Here is a 22,517-nt window from a genome sequence, read left to right as displayed (position 1 = left end):
GCGGATGTGCCGAAGCGGGGCGATTTGCTACGATGCGACTTTCCTCTTCGGCGCCTTTCGATTTTTGCCATGACAACCGACGTCGCCTCGCCCCTCGCCCCTTACACGTCGCAGATCGATGCCCTGTGCGAAACCGGCCATTGGCTGTGGCAGCGCGGTTTTTCGCTAGGGACCAGCAGCAACTACAGCGTGGTGGTGAACCGCAATCCGCTGCAATTACTCCTCACCGCCAGCGGCAAAGATAAAGGTCATCTGACTCGCAGCGATTTCGTCGTTGTCGATGACCAAGGCAAGCCGACCTCACCCGGTCAGCCAAAATCCTCGGCCGAGACGCTGCTGCACACGGTCGCCGCCGAGCAACCGGGCGTCGGCGCGATTTTGCACACGCACTCGGTTTACTCGACGATTCTCTCCGACCTGTTTTTCGAGCAGGGCTATGTCGAGATCAGCGGCTACGAAATGCTGAAGGGACTCGCCGGCGTGACCACGCACGAGCACACCTGGCGGATGGAGATTTTCGAAAACACCCAGGACATTTCACAGCTGGCCGCGAAGGTTCGCCAACGGCTGAATGATCCCACGAAACCGCTCACGCATGGCTATTTAATTCGGAAGCACGGACTGTACACTTGGGGTGTCGATCTGGCCGAAGCCCGGCGGCACATCGAGATTATTGAGTTCCTGCTCGAGTGCACCTATCGACGACGCATGCTCGGCTAAACCAACGAAATACTTCCTCCTCACATAGGCGATTTGAAAATGGCCCGCATCCGCATTCAGGACGAGAACCGCGAAATCACCGACCCGCAGCAGATCAGCGAGTTCCTCGCGCCGTTCGGCATTTGGTATGAGAAGTGGGATGTCGATGGCCGGATCGATCGCGACGCCACCGACGCCGAGATTCTCACCGCCTACGCTCCTGAGGTCGAACGCCTCAAGGCCCGCGGCGGTTTCGTCACTGCCGACGTCATCAACGTCAAACCAGAAACGCCGAACCTCGACGCGATGCTGCAGAAGTTCGCCAAGGAACACACCCACAGCGAAGACGAAGTCCGCTTCACCGTCAAAGGCGGCGGCGTGTTTCATATCCATCCCGAAAACGGCCCGGTGTTCGCCGTGCAGGTCGAGTCGGGCGATCTGATCAACGTGCCGAAGGGCACGCAGCACTGGTTCGACCTCTGCAAGGACCGCAACATTCGCTGCATCCGCCTGTTCCAAGACATGAGCGGCTGGAGCCCGGCGTACGTCGATAATCCGGTTAATGCTCGCTACGAAGCGCTCTGCATGGGCCCGGCGTACTTGAATCCGGTTGGTATGGGCGGTGCGGTCAAGATTTAGCTTCTTCTATCGATCGATCCCTAAGAGATTATTTCTGCTCCCTTAGCCACCAGCTTTAGCTGGTGGTTTGGATCCCAAGAGTTCCCGGCTTTAGCCATTGATTCGCGAGCCAAGGGAATGGCTAAAGCCGGCGACTTTTTGAACTTGCACCACCAGCTAAAGCTGGTGGCTAAGCGAGACTGCCGAAAAAGCACTAGCCGAACTCGATACGAATTCACGACGAATTTCCCTCGCCCTCAACATCACGCCCTCGCTAACGCTACGGGCTACCTTTCCTTGGGGTAACACCGTGATCGACTTCACCGGCCGCGTGATTTTGCTCGACATCGAAGGGACCACCTCGTCGGTCCGTTTCGTCTACGACGAGATGTTCCCCTATGTCCGCCGTGAGCTCGCCGAGTTTCTCGATCACCATGCGAACGACCCCAACGTCCTCGCCGCAGCCAAGCAAATCGCCCTCGACGGCGGCAAGACGCTGCTCGAACTCACCGGCTGCGAAGATCTGAAATCCGACGCAGCCCAGCAACGCCTGACGGCCGAAGTCATCCGCCAGATGGATTCCGACCTCAAGGCCACCGGCCTCAAAGACCTGCAAGGTCAGGTCTGGGAATCCGGCTTTAAATCCGGCGAACTCCTCGCCCACGTTTACGACGACGTGCCGCCATCCCTGCGCAAATGGAAAGACGCCGGCCGCGAACTCCGCATCTATTCCTCCGGCAGCGTCCAAGCCCAGATCCTTTTCTTCGGCCACACCATCGCCGGCAACTTGCTGCCGCTCCTCTCCGGCCACTACGACACCACCATCGGCTCGAAGCGCGAAAGCCAAAGCTACGCCAACATCATCGCCGACATCGGCTGCTCACCGGCAGACGTCCTATTCCTCAGCGACATTACCGCTGAACTAGACGCCGCCAAAACCGCCGGCCTGCGCACCGGCCTCTTACTCCGCCCCGGCAACGCGCCGCAAAGCAACGAGCAAAAACATCCGGCGATTAAGTCGTTTGAAGAGATCTCGTAGGCGAGTCACTCCGTGACTCGCAACACGTGTTTGGCGAGTGGAGGCGGAAGTTCATCCCGGAAGTTCGTCATTATCAACAACCGCCTGAACTCGCCAATTTGCCTGTTGCGAGGCACGGAGTGACTCGCCTACGCTGAAAATCGAATCCAACGGCGAACCGCGTGCAACGGAAAGACTGGCTCGCCTTGGGGATCATCGCTGTGTTGTCGGCCGGATGGACGCTGGGTGTAGATCGCCTTCAAAGCCAGATCGAGTCGATTAGTGGGGATGCGAACGCGGACTGGACGATGTCGCTGGCGGAGTAGATTATCGTTTAATATCCGGCCGATACCCCTTCCCCGGCTGATAGCGCGAAGTCTTGTCCTTCTTACGCAGCGGGCGCGACGCGTTGGGCTGTGCTTGTTTGGCTGCGGGCGATGGCTGCTTGCGGCCCGGCTTGGTTCCTTCGTTGCGAGCGCCGCTGCCGGCGGGTTGGTGGACGTAGTTGCCGGGGAAGCGGTCGTTGGCGTCTTGGCGGCGTTTGGCCATTGCTTCTTTGGGCGGCTTCGAAGGAATTAGAGAATCACAGCCGTCGCCGATGAGGTCCATGCGGCCGGCTTGGCGGAGGGCTTCGCGGACTTCGAAGTAGTTTTCGGGTTTGAAGAATTGCAGCAGGGCCCGCTGCATCTTGCGATCGCGCAGGGCCTTCGCAATGTGCACTGGCTTCTTCGTAAAGGGATCTATCCCCGTGTAATACATGGCCGTGGCCACGTCGAACGGCGCGGGGATGAAGTCCTGCACCTGATCGGGTTTGTAGCCTTGTTGTTTTAGGAACACCGCGAGGTGAATCATTTCATCGAGGCCGCTGCCGGGATGACTCGCGATGAAGTACGGAATGATGAACTGCTTCTTGCCGGCCTTCTTCGATTCCTTGTTGAACTCTTCCGAGAACATTTCAAAGTCATCGGTCGCCGGCTTGCGCATCAGGCCCAGCACGCCGGGATCGACGTGTTCAGGAGCGACCTTCAAGTGGCCACCGACGTGATGCCGCGCGAGGTCGCGCATGTATTCGGGACTGCGGCGAGCGAGGTCCATCCGAATGCCGCTGGCCACGAGGACTTTTTTGATCCCCGGCGTTTCGCGGGCCTTTTTCATCATGTCGACGAGCGGGCCGTGGTCGGTGCCGAGCAACTTGCAGATCGTCGGATGCACACACGACTGGCGGCGGCAGACGGCTTCCACTTCCGGCTCGGTGCACTTCATTTCATACATGTTCGCCGTCGGCCCGCCGATGTCGCTGATCGTCCCTTTGAACTGCGGATCGGCAGCCATTCGTTCGATCTCGGCTTGCACGCTTTCGCCGCTGCGACTTTGAATGATGCGGCCTTGGTGCGTCGTAATGCTGCAAAAGGTGCAGCCGCCGAAGCAGCCGCGCATGATCGTGACGCTGTCCTTGATCATGTCCATCGCGGGGATGGCTTCCGAATACGATGGATGCGGCCGCCGAGTGTAAGGCAGGCTGTAAACAACATCCATCGAGCGCTGCGAAATCGGTAGCCGCGGCGGATTGCACACGACGGCCTGACGATCGTGATACTGCACGAGGCGGCGACCGTTGTAAGGATTCTGCTCGTTGTGAATGATCCGTGTGGCTTCGGCAAACTTCGGTTTGTCGGAAGCGACCTCTTCGTACGTCGGCAGCTTGAGGCAATCCTCGGGCGGCGTTTCACTCGCGCCGAGGCAATAGGTCACGCCGCGCATGTCGCGCATTTCTTTCGTGGTCTTTCCGGCAGCCAGACCGCGGGCGATTTCGACAATCGCTTCTTCGCCCATGCCGTAGACCAGCAGATCGGCTTTGCAGTCGAGAATGATCGAGCGGCGGACCTTGTCGGACCAATAGTCGTAGTGCGCAAGTCGCCGTAGCGAAGCTTCCACACTGCCCGCGATCACGGGCACGCCGGGGAATGCTTCGCGAGCGCGCTGGCAATAAGCAAGTGTCGCGCGATCGGGCCGCAGACCGATCCGGCCGCCGGGCGAATACGCATCGGCGTTGCGGACCTTTTTGTTTGCCGTGTAGTGATTGATCATCGAGTCCATGTTGCCGGCGCTGATCGCGTAGAACAGCCGCGGCTTACCGAACCGCCGCCAATCATCGACCTTGCGCCAATCGGGCTGACTGACGATGCCGACGCGAAAGCCGGCCGCTTCGAGCACGCGGCCGAGAATGGCCGTCGCGAAGCTCGGGTGATCGATGTAGGCGTCGCCGGAGATAATCACGACATCGACTTCGTCCCAACCGCGCTTCTTCGCTTCCTCGGCCGTCATGGGCAGCGGCAAGAACGGCGGCGGTTGTTTTTTGGGAGGATTCTGCGGCTGATTCTTGGCCGAAGAGAGTTGCAGCAAACCGCCGCTCGTGGCGGGAGGCAACATGGCAGGCGCGAGCGATTCGAGCAGCGTCCCCATTTCACCGGGGGACGGGCGACAAACAGCAGACATGGAAAATCAATGTTTCCGCGCGTCGTTGGTTCGCTGCATCGACGAAACGATGCGTCCCTGAACCCTGACCGCAATCAATCAAGACGATCTAAAATCCTACGCAGAATCCGTCGGCCGGCCGTGGCCTGACTCGCTCTGGAAGGCACTGGTGCTTATCATCCTAACACTGCCGGTCCAAATCGCAAAGTGCCGCCAACTGCGGCAAATGGCTCGAAAACTCGCTTTTGCAACTATTCGGTTCACCATGTCAACAAATTCCGCATCCCGTCGCTCGTTCCTGCAAACTTCGCTCGCTGTCGCCGGAGCCACGCAACTGCTGCCGAATATGTTGACAGCCCAAGAGGCGAGCAAACCGCTGCTGGCCTACATCGGCACGTTCAGTTCGCCGCTAAAGGATGTGTTGCCGACGCAGGTCGACCTGCCGCCGGGCAACGGCCGCGGGATTCATCTGTTTCAAGTCGATCGGCAGACTGGCGCGCTGAAGGCGGTCGATGTTTTCGAGTCCGGCGTCAGCCCCAGCAGCCTGGCCGTGAACAGCGCGGGGACGCGACTCTATTCGGCGAACGAAACCGATCGCCACGGCGCCGAGAAAGAAGGTTCGGTCAGCGCGTTTGCCATCGATCGCGCGACCGGCAAACTGGAACTGCTCAATACCGTTCGTTCCGGTGGCGCGGGGCCGACGTACGTCAGCGTTCATCCGACCGGCAAGTTTCTTCTCGTGGCCAATTACTTCGGCGGTTCGATTGCGGTACTCCCGATCCTCGCCGACGGCCGCTTGGGAGAAGCCACCGATGTGCAACGTGACGCCGGCAAGATTGGTCCGACCCGCGCCGAGCACGCGCCGCCGGGAAGCTTTGCTTTCAGCGGCCATGATCGGACGCATGCCCACCAAATCGGCACCGATCCAGCCGGCCGCTTTGTGCTGCATATCGATCTGGGGTTGGATCAGATCTATGTCTGGAAGTTCGACGCGCAAACCGGCAAGTTGTCGCCGGGCGAATTTCATGTGGTGACGTTGCCGCCCGGCGATGGGCCGCGGCATTTTCATTTTCATCCGAACGACAAATGGTCTTATTCGATCCAAGAAGAAGGCTCGACCGTCGTGCTGTTCGACTATGAAGCCGCGACTGGCAAACTCACGGCGCGGCAGACCCTATCGACGTTGCCGCCGGGCTTTGTGGGGAGCAACTTCTGCTCGGAGATTCTGGTTTCCGCCGATGGCCGATTTTTGTATGCCGGCAATCGATTGCACGACAGCGTGGCGATTTTTGCCATCGCGGACGACGGCACGCTGAAGTATCAAGGCGAAGAATGGACGCGCGGCAACTATCCGCGCAGTTTCAACTTCGATCCCACCGGCGAGTTCTTCTACTGCTGCAATCAACGCGGCGACAACGTTGCCGTCTTCAGCGTCGATCGCAAAACGGGCAGCTTGAAATTCACCGGCCAGTACGTGCCGGTCGGCAATCCCTCGTGCATCGTGTTCCTGGATCTGGCTACATCCAGTCCGGCAAAATCTTGACCCGCCAATAGGCGAACAAGCCGCACATCGCCGAGATCGCCACTATCAAAATGACCGCGAAGAGGAGGGCGAAAATCGTCATTGTTCGCCCCTCCGGATTGCGAGCGCCCGTTCGCATCGAGCGCAAGTCATCGGCGGCCAGGAAGAGCACCACCACAGCCGGCACGATGCCGAGCAGCGGCAACACATAGCCCAACCAGGACGCAAAAATACCCAAGCAACCGGCCAGCAAACTCACGCCGTCGAGTGCGAGGAGCAATACGCCCCGATGTTCCACCGTAGTTTCGTACCGCGGCAGGAACGGCCGACTGGAATCGGCCGCGCCGGGTGCAAACGTGTTCTGCTGCCGCGCCGCAGCTGCCGCGTCGGACGCTTCGATAATGGCTTCCCCCTCCTGAAACGGATTATCGCGCAAGTCTTCAACCCGTTTGGGGCGAAAGCGATCATCAGGAGTGAGGAGGGGATTGGACATCTCTGAACTACTTCACGCGACAGTGATCGAGCATCTCCGCCGGCGTCGCGACATAGCTGGTATAGAACGGCCCGAACTCGGCATACCGGGCGCTCGCTTCATCAAAGCGCATCCGATAGACGATCTCGGTGAGGTACTGCGGGTTCTTTGCCCACAGCGTGACGCCCCACTCCCAATCGTCGAGGCCGAGGCCGACGGTGATGAGCTGCGAGACCTTGCCGGCGAACTCCATGCCGCTACGAGCGTGCTCGGCCATCTGCCGGTTGCGTTCGGCGAACGGCAGCAGGAACCAGTTCTCGCCAACTTTCCGCTTTTTATTCATCGGATAAAAACAGGTTGCCGGGTAGGGCGGAAACTCCGGCGTCAGCCGTTGCTTGTTCATCATCGGCAAGCGATCGCCATAGGCCTTCAGCTTGGCTTGATAAACGGGGCTTCCCTCGGCATCCCCTTCGGCGATCAACCGTTGGCCGTACTGTTCGACGGTCGAAACGTATTCCGAGATTTCGGTGATCGAAACAAACGAATAAGTCGGGATGAGGGCCGGCCCCAGCGAAGTGGCGAGCAGGCCTTGCTGTACCGAATCGATCTTCAGCGGATTCGGATCCATCAGCATCAAGCCGAAATCGGATTTGTGGCCGCTAACGATGCTCGTCTGCAGCCGCGTCGAAGCACTCGGCCCAGCCGGATCGAGCGCCGCGGTCAACTCTTCCCGGCCGCGCGCCCGTGCCTCGGCCGACATGCCCGCGAGCACGCCACGGTCGAACCGGTAATACAGATGCGTGCAGTGCCAACCCTGCGTCGGTTCGAGGCTGATAGGAATATTCGGCGGCGGACCGTGCGCGCCTGGAGGACGACCGTGACCTTGGGACATATTGGTGCTGATAACTGTTGAGAGATGACAATCTGGAAGTAGGTGATTGTATCAACGTAGCCTCCAGCGAACCACCGAGCACGCGGGCGAAGCACGCGTCCAAAGTAGCTGAATTCGCCAGAATTCAGAGGTGGCAATGAGCGGTCACCAGCTGAATTCTGGCGAATTTACTACATCAATCGACGTTGTATTTGATCGCGCCGGCAAACTCCTACTACAATCGAGCAACCGCCAGGAGTTCCTCTCGCATGCGTTGCTCCCCCTGCCGCTATCTGCTTCTCATCACCTTGGCGCTCGTCGCCAGACTCGGCCAAACTGCCGAAGGGCCATTGCCGGCGTTCGTGAAAAAATACTGCGTCGACTGCCACGGCCCAAGTGAAGCTCAGCGCGGTTTGCGACTCGATCAACTGCCGCTGAAGTTTGGCGAATCAGAGTCAGCCGCCAGGTGGATTAAAGTCCTCGATCACATTTCGACTGGCGAAATGCCGCCAGCCGATGCGGCCCAACCGCCGGCGAAAGAGCGTGCCGAAATCACCAATTGGCTGCGCACGGAATTGCACAAAGCTTCGCTGGCAACCCAGCAGCAGAACGGCCGCGTGCTGATTCGGCGTTTGAATCGCACGGAGTATGAAACGACGCTCAGCGACTTGCTGGGAATCGAGGTGAAGACCCGCGATCTGTTGCCCGACGACAACAGCGCCGCCGGCTTCGACAACGTGAGTTCCGTCCTCGATGTTTCCGCCGCGCACTTGCTGCGCTATCAAGAAGCAGCCGAGCGCGCCTGCCGCGCGGTGATTCCCACTCGGCCGCCGATCAAGATCAACGACCGCCGCACCGGCCGGCAGATCACCGAGAAAGTTCGCTCGTTCATCGACATGATCGGCAAGGTGGTCAAACTCGATGGCGATTCGCTTGTCATGTATGGCCGCACTTACAATCATCTTCCCGTTTGCACCGCAGTGGTTCCGCAGAACGGCCGATATCGTGTGCGTGCCCAAGTGCGGGCCATCAACTCGCCGGATAAGCCTCTCCCGGTAATGCTCTACTGTCACGAAGAGTATGGCCGGAGCGAAGACGATATTCGTCGCGTGATCGACGTCACCGAAGGAAAGCCCCTCGAGTTCGACGCCGAGATGGAACTGAACCGCCGCGAGATGATCATCTTCACGCCGTGGTCGCTCCCCGATGTGCGCAGCCTCGCTACCAAAATCAAAGGTCAGTCGCTCGCCGATTACAACGGCCCGGCCATTGTGCTCGATTGGGTCGAGGTCTCCGGCCCGCTCGATCCCTGGCCGCTCCCCGGTTACGTGCAACTCTTTGGCGATGTGCCGCTGAAGGCTGCCTCGGTGGTGAAGGCCGAAGCCGCTGGTCAGCGTCCGCCGAAGGTCGAAGGGCGCGACCCGGGGCAATGGATTTACGATCCGTACGTCATCGCGCCGGAGAATCCGAAAGCGGACGCCGAGCGCCTCATTCGCCACTTCCTGCCGCGCGCTTTCCGCCGACCGGCCACCGAAGAGCAAGTCGCCCGCTTCGTGAAAATCGCGCACGCCGCGCTCGATCAGAACGAGTCGTTCGCCGAAGCGATGATCAAGACTTACAAGACGATTCTCTGCTCGCCGCACTTCTTGTTTCTCACGCCGGCGACGACTGACGGCAGCAAGCTCGATGATTTCGCCCTCGCGACTCGGCTCTCTTATTTCCTGTGGTCGACGCTGCCGGACGACGAATTGCTGGACCTCGCTGCCAAAGGCGAACTAGCAAAACCCGGCGTCCTCCGCGCTCAGACCGAGCGTCTCCTCAACGATCCGCGCGCCGAACGTTTTACCAAGCACTTTGCCGGGCAATGGCTCGACCTGCGGAACATCAACGCCACTTCGCCCGATCCGCAAATGTATGCCGAGTTCGACTCGCACCTCTTCTGGGCCATGCCGCGCGAGACGGAGCTCTTTTTCGAAGAACTGCTAAAGCACGACCGGAGCGTGACCGAGTTTACGCACTCTGACTGGACGTTTCTCAACGAGCGTCTCGCCCAGCACTACGGCATCGCCGATGTGACAGGCTATGAAATGCGCAAAGTGCAACTCCCCGAGGGTTCGCACCGCGGCGGCATCCTGACGCAGGCCAGCATTCTGAAAGTGACTGCCGACGGTACGAAGACTTCGCCGGTGATGCGCGGCAAATGGGTGCTCGAGCGAATCCTGGGCACACCGCCGGCGCCGCCACCGCCCGATATTCCTGCCGTGGAACCCGACATTCGCGGCGCGACCACGATTCGTCAGTTGCTCGCCAAGCATCGCGACACGGCGGCTTGTAACAGTTGCCACAAACAGATCGACCCGCCCGGCTTCGCGCTCGAATCGTTCGATGTGATCGGCGGTTGGCGCGATGAATACCGCGTGCCGCGCGGCAACAAGCGCAAGCCGCTGGCAAATTATCCCGGCCGCACGGTCGCCGTCGGTTTGCCGGTGGAACTCGGCGGCGAAGTGCCCGATGGCCGCAAGTTCGCCGACATCGACGAATACAAACAGCTGCTGCTCGCCGATAAAGATCAACTGGCCCGCAATGTCGTGCACAAACTGATCGTCTACAGCACCGGCGCCGATCTGCAGTTCGCCGATCGTGAAGTCGTCGATCAGATTTTGGCTGACAATCGAAAAACGAATTTCGGCTTCCGCAGTTTGTTGCATTCCCTCGTGCAAAGCCGGATATTTTTGAATAAGTGATCCATTGTCGTCGTTCGCTCCGCGAACGACTGATCGAGCATAACAAGCAGTAATCCCGCCGAAACGAGCGTCCAGCGAGATTCGGCGTTTGGCAAGTGACCGCTAACGTGAGTTGACCGTTTCAAGCCGACCCCAACGCTATTGGTCGTTCGCGGGAGCGAACGACGACAATAGGAGCCTCCCATGCCCCGCCTCTCTCGTCGCACGTTGCTCCGCGCAGCCGGTGTCTCCATCAGCCTGCCACTGCTCGATGCCATGCTTCCAGTCGGTTTACGGGCCGAGACCAAAGCCGAGAAGATGTCGCCGCAACGACTCGTCCTCATCGGCAGGCCGCTCGGTTTTCACGCGCCGTTCTTTTTTCCCGAGAAGCCCGGCGGCGACTACACGCCGTCGCGTTACACCAAACTGATCGACGAGCACCGCGACCACTTCACCGTTTTCTCTGGCATTTCGCATCGTGGTTATCCCGGCGGCCATGGCACGCATCCGGCGCTCTTCACCGGCGTGCGGCCCGAAGGTGTTCGCCCCGGCGATCTGCGCAACACCATTTCGCTTGATCAACTCGTAGCCGCCCGCGCTGGTAACGAAACGCGTTTCGCCAGCCTGGCCCTCGGCGGCGGTGAACTTTCGTGGAATGCCAAAGGTGTAAAAATCCCCGCCGAAGATCGCGCCACGCAAGTGTTTAAAGCTCTCTTCGTGCAAGGAACTCCTGCCGAAGTTGCCAAGGAAATGAAGAAGCTCGCCGCCGGCCAAAGCATTCTCGACGGCGTGCGCGACCAGGCCAAAACGTTGTCGCAAAGTCTGAACTCCGCTGACCGCGATCGCCTCGATCTGCTGCTGTCCTCCATTCGCGAAGCCGAAGCTCGCTTGGCGCAGGACAAAGCGTGGATCGACCGCGCCAAGCCCGTCGTCGAGACCAAGCCGTTCACCGACGACTACATCACTGGCGGCCGAATGCTCACGCGCACCCAGCAGTGGTTCGATCTCATCCATCTCGCGCTGCAGACCGATTCGACGCGGGTCATCAGCTTTTCTGTCTGGTCGCACGAAGCCCTCAACGATCTGCCAGGGCTGACGATGGCCCATCACGATGCCTCGCACCACGGCCAGGACGAAGCCAAGATCAACGAGCTGGCAAAAATCGAAGAGGCCGAAATCAAACTCTTCGGCGGCCTGCTCGCCAAGCTAAAGGGCACGGCCGAAAACGACCGCACGCTGCTCGACCGCACGTCGATCGTCTACGCCAGCAGCCTCGGCAACGCCTCGGCCCACACGGTCGACAACTTGCCCGTCATCCTCGCCGGCGGCGGCTTCCAGCACGCCGGCCACCTCGGCTTCAATCGCAAAGAGAATTACCAACTCTCCAACGTCTACGTCCGCCTGCTGCAGCAACTGCAGTTTGAGACGGACAAGTTCGGCAACAGCGACGGCGTGCTGAGCGAGGTGTAAATTACGCGGCCTCTAAGCGTGACGTGCAGGCTGAAGTTTTCCGATGCCTTCATTCGCGGCTGCAGCACGACCGAATGTAGCGACGTAACGAACATTGTGACGCAGCGCTTGAGAGATCGGCCCTGCAATCGCAAACCAGGCGGGCAACAAGCTCAGGATGCCGAGACGCCGATCCAGCGCGAAACAAATCAGCGGCGCCATCACAAACAGCTCGACCGCAAAACTCAGCCGGCCGCGCTGCCGCCGGAGCGCAGTGGCACCTAGATAAATCCCAAAGCCGACGACTAGTCCGCCGGTAATCAAGGCCGGACTTTGAAAGCCGTTCTGTCCGTGCAGGTGCGACAGCTGATTGAAAAACTCATTGAGATAAATGCTGCCGCCAACAATCGCCAGCCAGCGTACGAGGTCGGCGACCGCAATCGCTGGCGAAACAGTGGTGACGTCGGTGGTCTGTCGCAACTCAATGCCGGCCAGTCGCAGCAGTCCGCCTACGAGCAGCCCCACCACAAACGCGCTCAGCGGCGCATACACAATCAGGGAGCGAACGCCAGCGCCGTTGTCGAACGCAGCGATCATCGCAGCCGTAACCGCCGTGAAACCGGCGACCGCGGCAACTCGCTGCCACAGCACACCGTGGCCGAACACCAGCCAGGCTGCTCCTAGAAACGCCTGCGCCGCCAGCCACGCCTGCAGCGGATAGATGATCAGCATCATGCCGATCTCCAGCGGTTTGCCAAAGGCGATCGCAATGCACCCCAGCAAGTTGGTCGTCAAAAAAGCCACGAGCCAACCCACTGCACTTCGCCATTCCGATTTACCGGCCATCTGCGGACTCCCTAGAATGGTTCGTAACCCCCGCCGCACGGTGGCAAGTTGCATGCCGTTCGAACCTGCCCGCAGCTCGAAGCTGGCCATGACGTGAACAAGCGACATGCCCAGCGCGGTTGCGAGCCAGCTACATCACCCATGAAACTCTCTCTTCGAGATCTCTTCTGGCTGACGCTGATCGTCGCCATCGGGCTGTCGTGGCGGTTGCAGCATTCGCGAATTGTTGCGGCTTTTGCAGGCAAATTCTTTGGTGCGTTGCAGTCGGCGGACTTTGAGCCATCGCTCTCAGATATTGATGATCGCCAGCGGGAACTGGCTGCGCTCGAAACGCTGCGCGAGAGCGAATTGATTGCCCGCGTGCCCTACTATCAGCATGAAATGGTTCGGCGGCGGATGAGCGGCGAATTGCAGGAAATGTACGACCACTTGCGCAAACATGCGCGCCGCAATCGCGCTGCGCCCAACGCGGCGCCGGTTTGGGATAACCGCCACATGCTGACGGCGTGGCGCCGGTCGGCAGGAATGCCGGACCCAATTGAGATCGAGGTCGCCTCGATCGGCAGAGATCGGAAAGGGAGGCCGGTCGCAGGGCCCGTCATCTTGCCCCGCATCAAAAACGTGGACGCCGAAGGAGAGCCGTTCTACTTGGAAACGAAGGGCGTGATCCCGGCAGCCGCCTGCTGGCGAGTGCAACTGTTCGATGCTCAGGGCCAGCGCGTACCCGGCGTGGACATCGGCGCTTTCAAACCGACAGCCGGACCGATTGGCGGCGAAATGCTGCTCGACCACCAAAGCCGGGTTTGCGATGTCCTGCTCGACGCGCGCGAGTATGTCAAATCGCCGCCGCCAGGCCGCTACACGCTCGTTCTCTTCCACGCGAGTCGCGCAATCACTAATGAAGACGATCTTGTCGGCCGCATCTCCTGGAAGTCAAAGCCCATACCGGTCATCGTCGAGAACCTGGCGCTTACCTCGAAATGGCAACTGATCGTACTGCCGCTCAGCCTCTTCCTCATCACTCTGCTTATCTCACTCGTTCTCTTCGTCCAACAGACATTCCGCAGAAATTCAGCGCGACGATTGAAAGTCCGCGATTGGCTGGCCCTGGTGCTAATCGTGTTGCTGACGGCTGCCTGGGGGATCGATATCTTTCTGCTGAAGCAAACACTCGACCAGCAGCAGTCCAACGCGGCTTCGAGTTGGACGATGCGTTTACTGTAATTGGTACGTAGCTCATGAAACTCTCACTTCGAGACCTCTTCTGGATTGTCCTCATCATCGCCACTTGCGTCGCGTGGGGACGAGATCATTTAAACTTATGCGCTGCCGTGCCGAACGCAGGTCGCCTGAAATAATCAAGTTAGTGGGCTCCGTTTGGGACCATTCTTGGATCAACAAGGAGATAGGGTCGATGTGTCGAAATGTTATTCTGGGGTTTCTGCTAACGTGTTGCGCTCTACAGCGCGCAGTTGCCATCGGACCTGCGGACATAGACTCACCTGACGCCTTTCATAAGGCGATTTGGGATGAGTCAGTTGTTTTGACCGGCATAGTGAAGAAGATGCGGCCAAAGGGCAATGCTTGGGTAGTGATGGAGCTAGAGCCAACCGGATTGATTAGTGGCTCTCTCGACCCGGCATCGAAGGCTATTATACAGGTCGGGTTTGCCGACTCAGTCATTACCCCGCATAGCATTCCGCAAGTTGGTGATAAAGTTCTGGTGTTGTGCTACGACCGACTGAAGGCGATTACCGATGACGAACGTGTAAAAAAACCGGACCACGGCGATTATCTGTTGCGGATTGGGTATGTTCGTGCTGCGGGAAACGAAAGCGTTTGCGGAGTTTCGATTCTTGAGCGGCCTGGCGAACGGAGTGACAAGGCTGCGGCAGAAGCAAGAGTGCAAGCTGTGCTCGAAAGGATTCGAAAGATACGTGCGTTCAAGTGATGTGGACTTGCTCAGTACGGGTCCGCACTTCTTCCGCTGTTTTCGGCAGACCTCGCAATTGCTTCGAGCGTCAATTTTTCGAAGCGGAATCGCTGACTTCGCTTTCTCGGTGGGATAGTGCTCAAGATTGCCTGTCCGGTGAGGGCTGCTAGCCGGAACTCTTGGCTTGACCACGCTGCGATGCGATCATCGCGTTAACCCTTGGCGCGTCCTAGATGCAGTCCGCTGTAGCGAAACTCAATTCCCGCTGCGACGCTGATGTTGTTCATCGTGCTCAGCTCGTGGGCACCCAACATGAGGTTGTCGATTAGCTCGGCACGAATGGAGATTCCCTCGCTCCAAAAGTATTTAACACCCATGCCAAATGGTAGCCCGAACAGGAGCCGGTCGATGCGGCGACCCGAGTCGCTTTCGTAGTTGAAGTGTGACAGTCCTGCGCCACCTGACATGTAGGGTCGCCACCTCGTGTCGCCCCAAGGATAAAAGAGCAGATCGATGTCGCCCATTTCGAGGTTGACGATTTGTCGCTGGTGCTCCAGCACATCGAACACACCCATCTCGGCGAAACCAAAGCGTTTTTCCAGTCCCCAGCGATGGTCGTAGTCGACACCGAACCGCAAACCAAAAGTCCCGCCGATCGACTGCTCGAGCTGGTTGTCGACCAGCATCGCCCCGCCAATGCCGCCGACGAAGAAGCCTGCGCTATACGGCGCCGCGAGCCAGCTGGTTCCTTCCAGCGGCTTGCCAATGGCATACGCACGATGATTCTCACCCGTGGGGCCCGTGATGGCTGGCAGCATGCCCTCCGGCAAATATTGGGGAAGTGCCGCCGTGGCGTTACTGATGGCGGCCGTTGGATTAGGCGTTAAGTGTCCGTTAAATGGGACGATGCAAGATGTGTTCTGCTCCGGCGGATTCGCATCGGACGGAGCGGGTAGCCTGACGGGAACCTCTTCGAAGAAAGGCATCTGCGCCGGTGCAACCTGGTCAACCAACTGCCCCTCTCGAAACATGAACGTAGCGGAGGCCGCCAAGGAACTGGAGTCCTCTGCCTTGGAGATAGCTGACGTCGAGAACGCTAGTGCGCAGCCGAAGACGAAAAATTGCAGCCAGCTTGCGCAGATCCGATGCCAGCAGTTGAGGTTTAGGAAAACCTGTGATCGCATATCAGCCGTGAATAACATGATCGCCCAACTTCGGCCAGAGTGAATGGAAACGCCCGCCGCCGCTAGCTGCCAAGGCAATGCATGCATCGTGAGCGCTCGGCAGGCAGCATCCTGTCCTGCTCCCCTCGCCCCGCTTCGGGGAGAGGGGAGAGAGAAAAGGCCGCTTACAGCGTCACTGGCGTGAACGGTAACAACTTGAATGCGCCTTTGACCTAAGTTGTCACCACATTTGCATTTAATTAGCAAATGATCTTTCTCAATTCGGTTGATGTTTTTGAAAATGACAGTCGTCGCGGCGCTACCGGTGCGCGCTTAGAGTGGCCGACGGATGTCGAATGGAGCGCCGCCGGGGAAGTGATCGATTTGTGTTCGAAGGATCGGCGCTGGTTATAAAAAGGTTATAGCCCGGGCCCGATATAACCGTGCGATTTTGCCGCAAGTCGTTAATTACCAGGACATTGCCAGAATCGCAGCAAATTTGATAACCCGTTATATATTCCACCTCACGGACTCAAAACTACTACGGTGGCGAATCGGATAAGCATCCAATTCAAATCGGCTCCTCGCCCCCTGTTTGACGGCTGTTCAGTTTTGGAGGTGAACAGTGACTTTACGGTGCAGAGTTGTTCTGCGGAGTGCGCACAAGTGTATGGATGGAAATCGGTTAAGGATTCGCGTGGTTTGCTGAACTGACGCAAACTTGATGAATCGAGAACTGTTCACGAATCCCCCTGATCCCTGACCCCAGGCTCCAAGTCAGCGTTACAACGGACCAGCCGGTCCCACACTGGCGTTGCGAATTTCACCTTGGTGGGCAAAAATATGAACTCACTCGCATCCCACAATCCGGGGGTCCGCCCATGGCTGCTCAGAATTTCCCAATCCGCAAAGTTTGTCTCGCGCTGGCCCTGTTCACATTCGGGGCCATGGGCTGCGGCGAAGTTGAGGGGCAGCAGGTTGCCAGGAAGGCCGCGGTAGCCGGGGCGCAGACGTTTCCGTTGTCGTACAAGATTGTCGATCCCGACAACATCAAGAACGCCACGCTCAAACCGGGCGAGAAATTGCCGCCGCTGATCGTGATGTTTCCTGGCGGCAAGACGAACGAGGACAAGGACGCCACCGGCCCGATCGGTCGGCTGGAGTCGTTTCGCGGCAAATCGAAGCTGATGCCCGAGTCGAACGAGAATCCCGGACTGCCTGTTGTTTTATCGGGGCTCCGTTTTCACGAGCGGAAAGACGCGACGGGAAAGCTCGAAGGCTACGACATTGAACTGCAGGGAGAGTTCAATGCCGTGCGAGTCGCTGCTCCGGCAGATGCCATGCAAGATTTCCTCGACGGCAAGCGGGCAGCGTTTGAACTCGAATCGCGCCTTGATTACAAGATCATCGCCACGGTATCCACGACGAAGCTCGAGATCTCGCGCGACGGCGACAAGCTCTTCATCTGGGGCGTCGAAGGGGATTTCAGTTTTCGCGAAGCGATCTTCAATTACAAAAGCCCGAGCCTGAAGATCTCGCCGCCGCGCAACCGCCCCTATCTGTATTACGGCGTCGAGGGCAAGCTGCCCGATATGCGCATTCTGTAACGGCGGTTTCACACTGCCCACAGCGGTTGAAAAGCTGTCGATGCAGCATGGGCCAGCAGGCGTATTGGGGATAAACTGAGGTCCCCGAAATGTCGATTGCGGACGCGCGGAGGCGTCTGCCTGCTGAGGAGTGCGCATGGGTTCGTACAGAGATGGATTCCGGCCTAGCAATTCGAGTTCGCCGAGTCCGGAGAGCATAGTCAGCCGCGAAATGTTGCTGGCCGAAATGCTGGAGGATCTGCGCGACTTGGAAATTGAGCATGCCGAGTCCGGCGTGTTTGGCCCGACCGCGGGTGTTCTGCTAACTCCCTTTCATTTCAATGAAAATTGGGGCCTGCTCAGCTGCAGCGCTGGTGGCCACACCTGCCGGATTGCGATCTATTTCACGAGCGAAAACATCGACGACGATCTGGTGCCGGCCCGCATCGATCGCCTGGGTGGAACCTGCCAACAGCATCGTCGCCACCAGGCCTGCGTACACTCGCTGGCCGCCATTCGCGAACTCTCGCGCACTTTGAAAGAGGTCAATAGTCCGCTGCGAAAGAAGCTTTATGGACTGGGGGCTGTTCCCAATCCCAAAGAAGCTTGGAAGAACGCTCTGTTGCTGGTTGATGATTATCTCGCGGTGCAGCAGACGGTGGAGACCGCCAGCGAGCCCGATACGCGAATCGCCTGGCGGGTGGAATTCAGCAAGTCGCTCAACTACGGCCCGCAACTGTCGATCGATCCCTATGAGCAGCGCGTCGGCAAGGGTGGCAACTGGACCAAAGGACGGCGGATCCGGCTCGAAGATTTTGCCCAGATGGAAGAAGCGTGGTCGCAAGCCGCTGATCGGCAGGTGGCAAATTTTTATTCACAGCTCTATACCTCGCGGCGATCGGCCTACAGTTATTACAGCGGCCCGACCATCAAGCCTTACGACTTGCTCGAAGCGCTGATGGGCCATCCGCTGCTTACGTGGTCGGATGCGCCGCAGCAAGTCGTGGAAATTGTCCGCGGCGACTTCGGCTTGGCCGTGCAAGAAGTCGAGGGGGGCTGGAAGATCATTCCATCGATCAACGGCGCGACACCCGCCGGCGATGCAGTTTGGGGCAAGGAAGGCCAGAACTTTGAAAAGCCCATGTGGATCGACCGCGACGCCAATCGCATTGTGCTCGGCGCCGGCGATACGAAAGCGGTGACGTTGGCGGCACGGCTAGCCATGGTTCCGCAGGCGATTCCGGCAGAAGGCCAATCGCAGTTGCTTGCGCGGCTGACGCTGCTGCAGAACCGCATGCCCGTCACCTTGCCGGCGGGTTACGTCGGTGGAACCGAAGCCGCCGATGATCGACTGGTCCTGCGCCTCACACCGCACCAAGGTGGAGTGCTGGCCGAGATGGTCGTGATTCCCGTGGCCGAACGGCAGGCGTACTTCCCCGGCGAAGGGCCCGCTGCGCTAACGCAACTCAAAGAAGGTAAGCAGTTTTGCTTCGAACGAAAGCTGCCGGAAGAACGCCGGCGAGCGGCAGAATGCGTCGAAAGTTTGCGGCTTGGCATGCACGTTTCACCGAGGCCGTGGCAATGGCAACTCCCCTCACATGATGACGCGCTAGATCTGCTCGCGCTGCTCGCCGATCGGCCGCGCGAAGATCTGGTGGTGCAATGGCCCGCCGGCGCCGAGCGGAAAGTGAGCGCCACGCTGCAGGCCAGCGCGCTGCGAGTGCAAATCGAATCGCAACACGATTGGTTCGGCTTGAACGGCACCGTGCAGATCGAAGGCGAAGAAGTCGAGCTGGCGAAGATTCTGCACGCGATGCGCAAGGGCAGTCGCTACGTCGAAGTGAGTCCGAATCAGTTCGTGCGCTTTGCGCAAACGCTGCGGCAATCGCTCGAAGCTCTGGACGAAGTGGCTCACGAAACCAAGTCGGGTAAGCTGGAGTTCGACATCACCGCAGCGCCGGTGCTGCAGAAGATGTGCGATCCCAGCGTTGAACTGAAAACATGCCTCGCCTGGGAAGAGTCGCTCACGAAACTGCGCACCGCCGAAGAACTTCGGCCTGAGTTGCCCGTGACACTCGCGGCCGAACTGCGCGACTATCAACTCGAAGGCTTTCAATGGCTGTCGCGACTGGCGGCTTGGGGCATGGGTGGCTGCCTCGCCGATGACATGGGTCTGGGCAAAACGGTGCAGACTTTGGCGCTGCTCATCACGCGGGCTGAAGAGGGCCCGGCACTAGTGATCGCGCCGACGAGCGTGGGTTTCAATTGGATACGCGAAACGCAGCGCTTTGCGCCGACGTTGCGGGCCGTTCTCTATCGTGAAACCGATCGCGACGAAATTCTGCAAAACCTGGCAGCTGGCGACGTGCTGGTGGTGAGCTACGGTTTGCTGCAGCGCGATGTCGAACGGCTCGCCAAGGTGAAGTGGAACACGCTCGTGCTCGACGAAGCCCAGCGGGTGAAGAACGCCGTCACCAAGACCGCGCAGGCCGTCCGGCAGATCGAAGCCAATTGGCGACTCGCCCTCACCGGCACGCCGGTCGAGAATCATCTCGGCGAACTATGGAGCATCTTCCGCGCAGTTTGTCCCGGGCTGCTCGGCAGCTGGGAGCGTTTTCGTACGAAGTTTGCCGATTCTATTGAGAAGCAAAAGGATCCCGTGCGACGGCGAGCACTGTCGCGGTTGATGCGGCCTTTCATTCTGCGCCGGACCAAAAGCGAAGTCCTTGAAGAACTTCCCGCCCGCACCGAAATCATCCGCACCGCGGAAATGACCAAGGAAGAGACGCAGCGCTATCACGCTGCCCGGCTCGATGCGATTGCCAACTTGGCTGGCGCGGGTGAGTCGGAAAAAGATGGAGTTGCCGATCGGCGGTTCGAAGTGCTGGCCGCGCTCACCCGCTTGCGGCAGCTCGCGTGTCATCCCAAGCTCGTCGATGCCGCTTGGCCCGGTGATTCCGCGAAGCTCGAGCTCTTCATGGAAATCGTCGAAGAGCTGCGTGAAGGAAACCACCGCGCGCTGGTCTTCAGTCAGTTCGTGCAACACCTCGAACTGATCCGCGCCGCGCTCGATGCAGCGGGCATTACCTATCAGTATCTCGACGGGCAAACGCCCGCCAAGGAACGCGAGAAGCGAGTCGATGCTTTCCAGCGCGGCGAAGGAGAAATGTTCCTCATCTCGCTGAAGGCCGGCGGCACGGGCTTGAATCTGACCGCGGCGGATTACGTGATTCACATGGATCCTTGGTGGAACCCTGCCGTTGAAGATCAGGCGACCGACCGAGCGCATCGCATTGGCCAAACGCGCCCGGTGACCGTGTATCGCCTGGTAACGAAGGACACCATCGAAGAGCAGATCCTGGCGATGCACGCCGGCAAGCGGAATCTTGTGGCGGACATCCTCGAAGGAACCGACCAGGCAGGCAAGCTCAGTACGCGCGAACTCGTCGATCTGATCCGCACCGAGGGAAAAGCGGCGATAACTAGTGAAGCCGCTGAACCGCCGAAGAATACCAAGACCGCTAAACGCAAGACGGCCAAACGGTAGTTGTGGTATTGGGCTGGAAGGCAAAGACTACGCGTACTGCCGCAGGTAGTTTTTCACGCGCACCTTGCGGGCGGTGTTGTCGCTGCTCATCCAGCGAATCATGCCGAAGATCGGCCGTTCGGGTGCCCACGGTCGATCGTAACGGCCGAGGCACCAAAAGATGCCGCTGTACGAATTTGGGTTGCGGCCATCGAGGGCGTATTTGTTGTTGAGATGAATCAGCGTCTGCAACGCTTCCTGCGGCGACGCCGACCACTCCAGCACTTTTTTACCCCACAGCATCCGCAGGTAATTGTGAATGCGCCCTTCACGCACCAACTGCCGTTGAGCCGCATTCCAGAGTGGATCGTAAGTCTTCGCTGCTTCGAACTCCGGCAGCTCATAGAGATTCGGCCGCTTGTCGCGAGCGTGTTTTTCCAGCGTCTTCTGGCACCAATCCGGTAGCGAATCGTACTTGTCATAGTCCTGCCGATGCGTGCAGAAGTTAAATCCAATCTCCCGCCACGTGATCAACTCGTCGAGATAAGATTCAAGCTGCGGCGACGTTCCCCACCAGCCTTCATTTTTGCCAGTCGCTTTTTTGGCGAGACAATCGAGCGACCAATCTTCCAGTTTCGCGGCAGCGTGGAAGATTTCATGCACCGACAGATGGCCGAAATGCAGATAGGGCGAAACGCCGCTGGCCACTTCCTGCTCGGGCTGATTTCGTTCCTCCTTGTAGCGCGACAAGCGGTGCTTCAAAAACTCCTTGAGCACCTTTTCTGCAGCAACCGTGCCGCCGTTGGTTTTGGTGGGTTTCACCTCGTGATCGATGGGCAACTTGGCGAGGCCGCTTTCACTCAGGAGGGCGGTGAGGTCAGCCGGCTTCCAGCGATTAGTAATCGACTTCGGCAAGGGTTCAATCTGCGGCAGTTCGTTCCGGAGTGGATCAGCAACCGGGAACTCACTTTTCTCGAGCCAAGGCGATAGGTTCTTCTGCAACCAGCGACGGAAGTGAAACGCCATCGTGAAGACATGATCGGTCCCGCGCAACGGCACGAGTCCGTTCGAATCGACAGCTTCTACGAGCAACGGCAATTGTCTTCCCGCCAGTTTCACGAGTTGCGGCAGAAAGAAACACGGAAAGTCATCGGTCACCACTAGGCAGGCCCGCTTTGCGAGTGCCGCGAGCAGGCCGCTTCCTTTGCCGTGATCAGGCTCGACGTAGGGATAGTAAATGACGCCCGGATTTTTCGTCTTCTCGACCGCGGCGTCGTTGTCGGCCATCCCTTGAATGATGAAGTGATGCAGGCGATCGCTAGCCCAGGGATATCGCGTGCGAACCGCTTCGAGAATGACCAGCGGTTTGCCGAGAGTACGACAGTGCTCGATGGCTCGCTGCAAACTGAAATTGAACCGCACGCGGCGGAACGCAGTCATCCAATACAGCACAAAGTCGCCGTCGCCGTGAATCGGCTGATCGTTGACGGAGCGAATACGAATGGCGGGAACGTGATGCATGAGAGGTCGATTAAAAGTAGCTGAATTCACCAGAATTCAGATGGTGACGCCCAACTGCGTCCTGAATTCTGGCGAATTCAGCTAAAGTATACCGG

16 protein-coding genes are annotated in these 22,517 nt (G+C 58.9%); 10 read left to right on the top strand and 6 right to left on the bottom strand.

Translation table 11 applies throughout. The features are described 5' to 3' along the window. The first annotated feature begins 69 nt into the window (after positions 1–69). The 3 genes from mtnB (at position 70) to mtnC (ending at position 2,356) form a co-directional block, all read left to right on the top strand. The gene (mtnB, locus tag M9Q49_RS10180) at positions 70–720 is read left to right on the top strand and encodes a methylthioribulose 1-phosphate dehydratase (RefSeq protein WP_254508628.1); all 651 of its coding nucleotides are present in this window, start codon (positions 70–72) and stop codon (positions 718–720) included. Positions 721–759: 39 nt separating this feature from the next. Further along, positions 760–1,338, top strand: a complete 579-nt coding sequence (locus M9Q49_RS10175) for a 1,2-dihydroxy-3-keto-5-methylthiopentene dioxygenase (protein WP_254508627.1) — start codon at positions 760–762, stop codon at positions 1,336–1,338. Positions 1,339–1,627: 289 nt separating this feature from the next. Further along, positions 1,628–2,356: an acireductone synthase gene (gene mtnC / locus M9Q49_RS10170; RefSeq protein ID WP_254508626.1), complete on the top strand. Its 729-nt coding sequence runs from the start codon at positions 1,628–1,630 to the stop codon at positions 2,354–2,356. A 306-nt stretch (positions 2,357–2,662) separates the two neighbouring features. Here mtnC and M9Q49_RS10165 read toward each other — a convergent pair whose 3' ends face one another. Further along, positions 2,663–4,831 (bottom strand): YgiQ family radical SAM protein, encoded by a 2,169-nt coding sequence (locus M9Q49_RS10165; protein ID WP_254508625.1) that lies wholly within the window; start codon positions 4,829–4,831, stop codon positions 2,663–2,665. 244 nt (positions 4,832–5,075) lie between these two features. On the opposite strand from M9Q49_RS10165, the gene M9Q49_RS10160 reads away from it, so the two are divergent. Continuing rightward, positions 5,076–6,353: a lactonase family protein gene (locus tag M9Q49_RS10160; RefSeq protein ID WP_254508623.1), complete on the top strand. Its 1,278-nt coding sequence runs from the start codon at positions 5,076–5,078 to the stop codon at positions 6,351–6,353. Here the strand turns inward: M9Q49_RS10160 and M9Q49_RS10155 are convergent. Beyond that, on the bottom strand, positions 6,328–6,825 hold the full coding sequence (locus tag M9Q49_RS10155; RefSeq protein WP_254508622.1) for a hypothetical protein: 498 nt from the start codon (positions 6,823–6,825) through the stop codon (positions 6,328–6,330). The genes M9Q49_RS10160 and M9Q49_RS10155 overlap by 26 nt on opposite strands. Positions 6,826–6,832: 7 nt before the next feature. Continuing rightward, positions 6,833–7,696, bottom strand: a complete 864-nt coding sequence (gene hemQ, locus M9Q49_RS10150) for a hydrogen peroxide-dependent heme synthase (RefSeq protein ID WP_254508621.1) — start codon at positions 7,694–7,696, stop codon at positions 6,833–6,835. Positions 7,697–7,944: 248 nt separating this feature from the next. On the opposite strand from hemQ, the gene M9Q49_RS10145 reads away from it, so the two are divergent. Together M9Q49_RS10145 and M9Q49_RS10140 are read left to right on the top strand one after the other, a co-directional pair. After that, positions 7,945–10,419: a DUF1592 domain-containing protein gene (locus M9Q49_RS10145; RefSeq protein WP_254508620.1), complete on the top strand. Its 2,475-nt coding sequence runs from the start codon at positions 7,945–7,947 to the stop codon at positions 10,417–10,419. A 183-nt stretch (positions 10,420–10,602) separates the two neighbouring features. Beyond that, on the top strand, positions 10,603–11,868 hold the full coding sequence (locus M9Q49_RS10140; RefSeq protein ID WP_254508619.1) for a DUF1552 domain-containing protein: 1,266 nt from the start codon (positions 10,603–10,605) through the stop codon (positions 11,866–11,868). 12 nt (positions 11,869–11,880) lie between these two features. On the opposite strand, the gene M9Q49_RS10135 is transcribed toward M9Q49_RS10140, so the two are convergent. Beyond that, positions 11,881–12,783 (bottom strand): hypothetical protein, encoded by a 903-nt coding sequence (locus tag M9Q49_RS10135; RefSeq protein WP_254508618.1) that lies wholly within the window; start codon positions 12,781–12,783, stop codon positions 11,881–11,883. A 51-nt stretch (positions 12,784–12,834) separates the two neighbouring features. Between M9Q49_RS10135 and M9Q49_RS10130 the strand changes: the two genes are divergently transcribed. Then, on the top strand, positions 12,835–13,917 hold the full coding sequence (locus M9Q49_RS10130; RefSeq protein WP_254508617.1) for a hypothetical protein: 1,083 nt from the start codon (positions 12,835–12,837) through the stop codon (positions 13,915–13,917). A 319-nt stretch (positions 13,918–14,236) separates the two neighbouring features. Further along, positions 14,237–14,644 carry a hypothetical protein gene (locus tag M9Q49_RS10125; protein ID WP_254508616.1) on the top strand — a complete coding sequence of 136 codons (408 nt, stop codon included), beginning with the start codon at positions 14,237–14,239 and terminating at the stop codon, positions 14,642–14,644. Between the two features lie 194 nt (positions 14,645–14,838). Here M9Q49_RS10125 and M9Q49_RS10120 read toward each other — a convergent pair whose 3' ends face one another. Continuing rightward, positions 14,839–15,897 carry a porin family protein gene (locus M9Q49_RS10120; protein WP_254508615.1) on the bottom strand — a complete coding sequence of 353 codons (1,059 nt, stop codon included), beginning with the start codon at positions 15,895–15,897 and terminating at the stop codon, positions 14,839–14,841. 773 nt (positions 15,898–16,670) lie between these two features. Between M9Q49_RS10120 and M9Q49_RS10115 the strand changes: the two genes are divergently transcribed. Both M9Q49_RS10115 and M9Q49_RS10110 read left to right on the top strand, forming a co-directional pair. After that, complete coding sequence (locus M9Q49_RS10115) at positions 16,671–17,396, top strand: hypothetical protein (RefSeq protein ID WP_254508614.1); 726 nt, start codon at positions 16,671–16,673, stop codon at positions 17,394–17,396. A gap of 211 nt (positions 17,397–17,607) precedes the next feature. Beyond that, complete coding sequence (locus tag M9Q49_RS10110; protein ID WP_254508613.1) at positions 17,608–20,922, top strand: DEAD/DEAH box helicase; 3,315 nt, start codon at positions 17,608–17,610, stop codon at positions 20,920–20,922. A gap of 27 nt (positions 20,923–20,949) precedes the next feature. Here the strand turns inward: M9Q49_RS10110 and M9Q49_RS10105 are convergent, their stop codons facing one another. Beyond that, complete coding sequence (locus tag M9Q49_RS10105; protein ID WP_254508612.1) at positions 20,950–22,422, bottom strand: FAD-binding domain-containing protein; 1,473 nt, start codon at positions 22,420–22,422, stop codon at positions 20,950–20,952. Between the last annotated feature and the right edge of the window lie 95 nt (positions 22,423–22,517).

The organism is Anatilimnocola floriformis (assembly GCF_024256385.1).
GTDB classification, from domain to species: Bacteria; Planctomycetota; Planctomycetia; order Pirellulales; family Pirellulaceae; genus Anatilimnocola; species Anatilimnocola floriformis.
This window is presented reverse-complemented; position numbering and strand designations above follow the sequence as displayed.

Bases quoted from the DNA above. Each gene is read 5' to 3' on its own strand.
- mtnB (WP_254508628.1), top strand. From the start codon at position 70: ATGACAACCGACGTCGCCTCGCCCCTCGCCCCTTACACGTCGCAGATC.
- M9Q49_RS10175 (WP_254508627.1), top strand. From the start codon at position 760: ATGGCCCGCATCCGCATTCAGGACGAGAACCGCGAAATCACCGACCCG.
- M9Q49_RS10165 (WP_254508625.1), bottom strand. From the start codon at position 4,831: ATGTCTGCTGTTTGTCGCCCGTCCCCCGGTGAAATGGGGACGCTGCTC.
- M9Q49_RS10160 (WP_254508623.1), top strand. From the start codon at position 5,076: ATGTCAACAAATTCCGCATCCCGTCGCTCGTTCCTGCAAACTTCGCTC.
- M9Q49_RS10155 (WP_254508622.1), bottom strand. From the start codon at position 6,825: ATGTCCAATCCCCTCCTCACTCCTGATGATCGCTTTCGCCCCAAACGG.
- hemQ (WP_254508621.1), bottom strand. From the start codon at position 7,696: ATGTCCCAAGGTCACGGTCGTCCTCCAGGCGCGCACGGTCCGCCGCCG.
- M9Q49_RS10145 (WP_254508620.1), top strand. From the start codon at position 7,945: ATGCGTTGCTCCCCCTGCCGCTATCTGCTTCTCATCACCTTGGCGCTC.
- M9Q49_RS10140 (WP_254508619.1), top strand. From the start codon at position 10,603: ATGCCCCGCCTCTCTCGTCGCACGTTGCTCCGCGCAGCCGGTGTCTCC.
- M9Q49_RS10135 (WP_254508618.1), bottom strand. From the start codon at position 12,783: ATGGCCAGCTTCGAGCTGCGGGCAGGTTCGAACGGCATGCAACTTGCC.
- M9Q49_RS10130 (WP_254508617.1), top strand. From the start codon at position 12,835: ATGAAACTCTCTCTTCGAGATCTCTTCTGGCTGACGCTGATCGTCGCC.
- M9Q49_RS10120 (WP_254508615.1), bottom strand. From the start codon at position 15,897: ATGCATGCATTGCCTTGGCAGCTAGCGGCGGCGGGCGTTTCCATTCAC.
- M9Q49_RS10115 (WP_254508614.1), top strand. From the start codon at position 16,671: ATGGCTGCTCAGAATTTCCCAATCCGCAAAGTTTGTCTCGCGCTGGCC.
- M9Q49_RS10110 (WP_254508613.1), top strand. From the start codon at position 17,608: ATGTTGCTGGCCGAAATGCTGGAGGATCTGCGCGACTTGGAAATTGAG.
- M9Q49_RS10105 (WP_254508612.1), bottom strand. From the start codon at position 22,422: ATGCATCACGTTCCCGCCATTCGTATTCGCTCCGTCAACGATCAGCCG.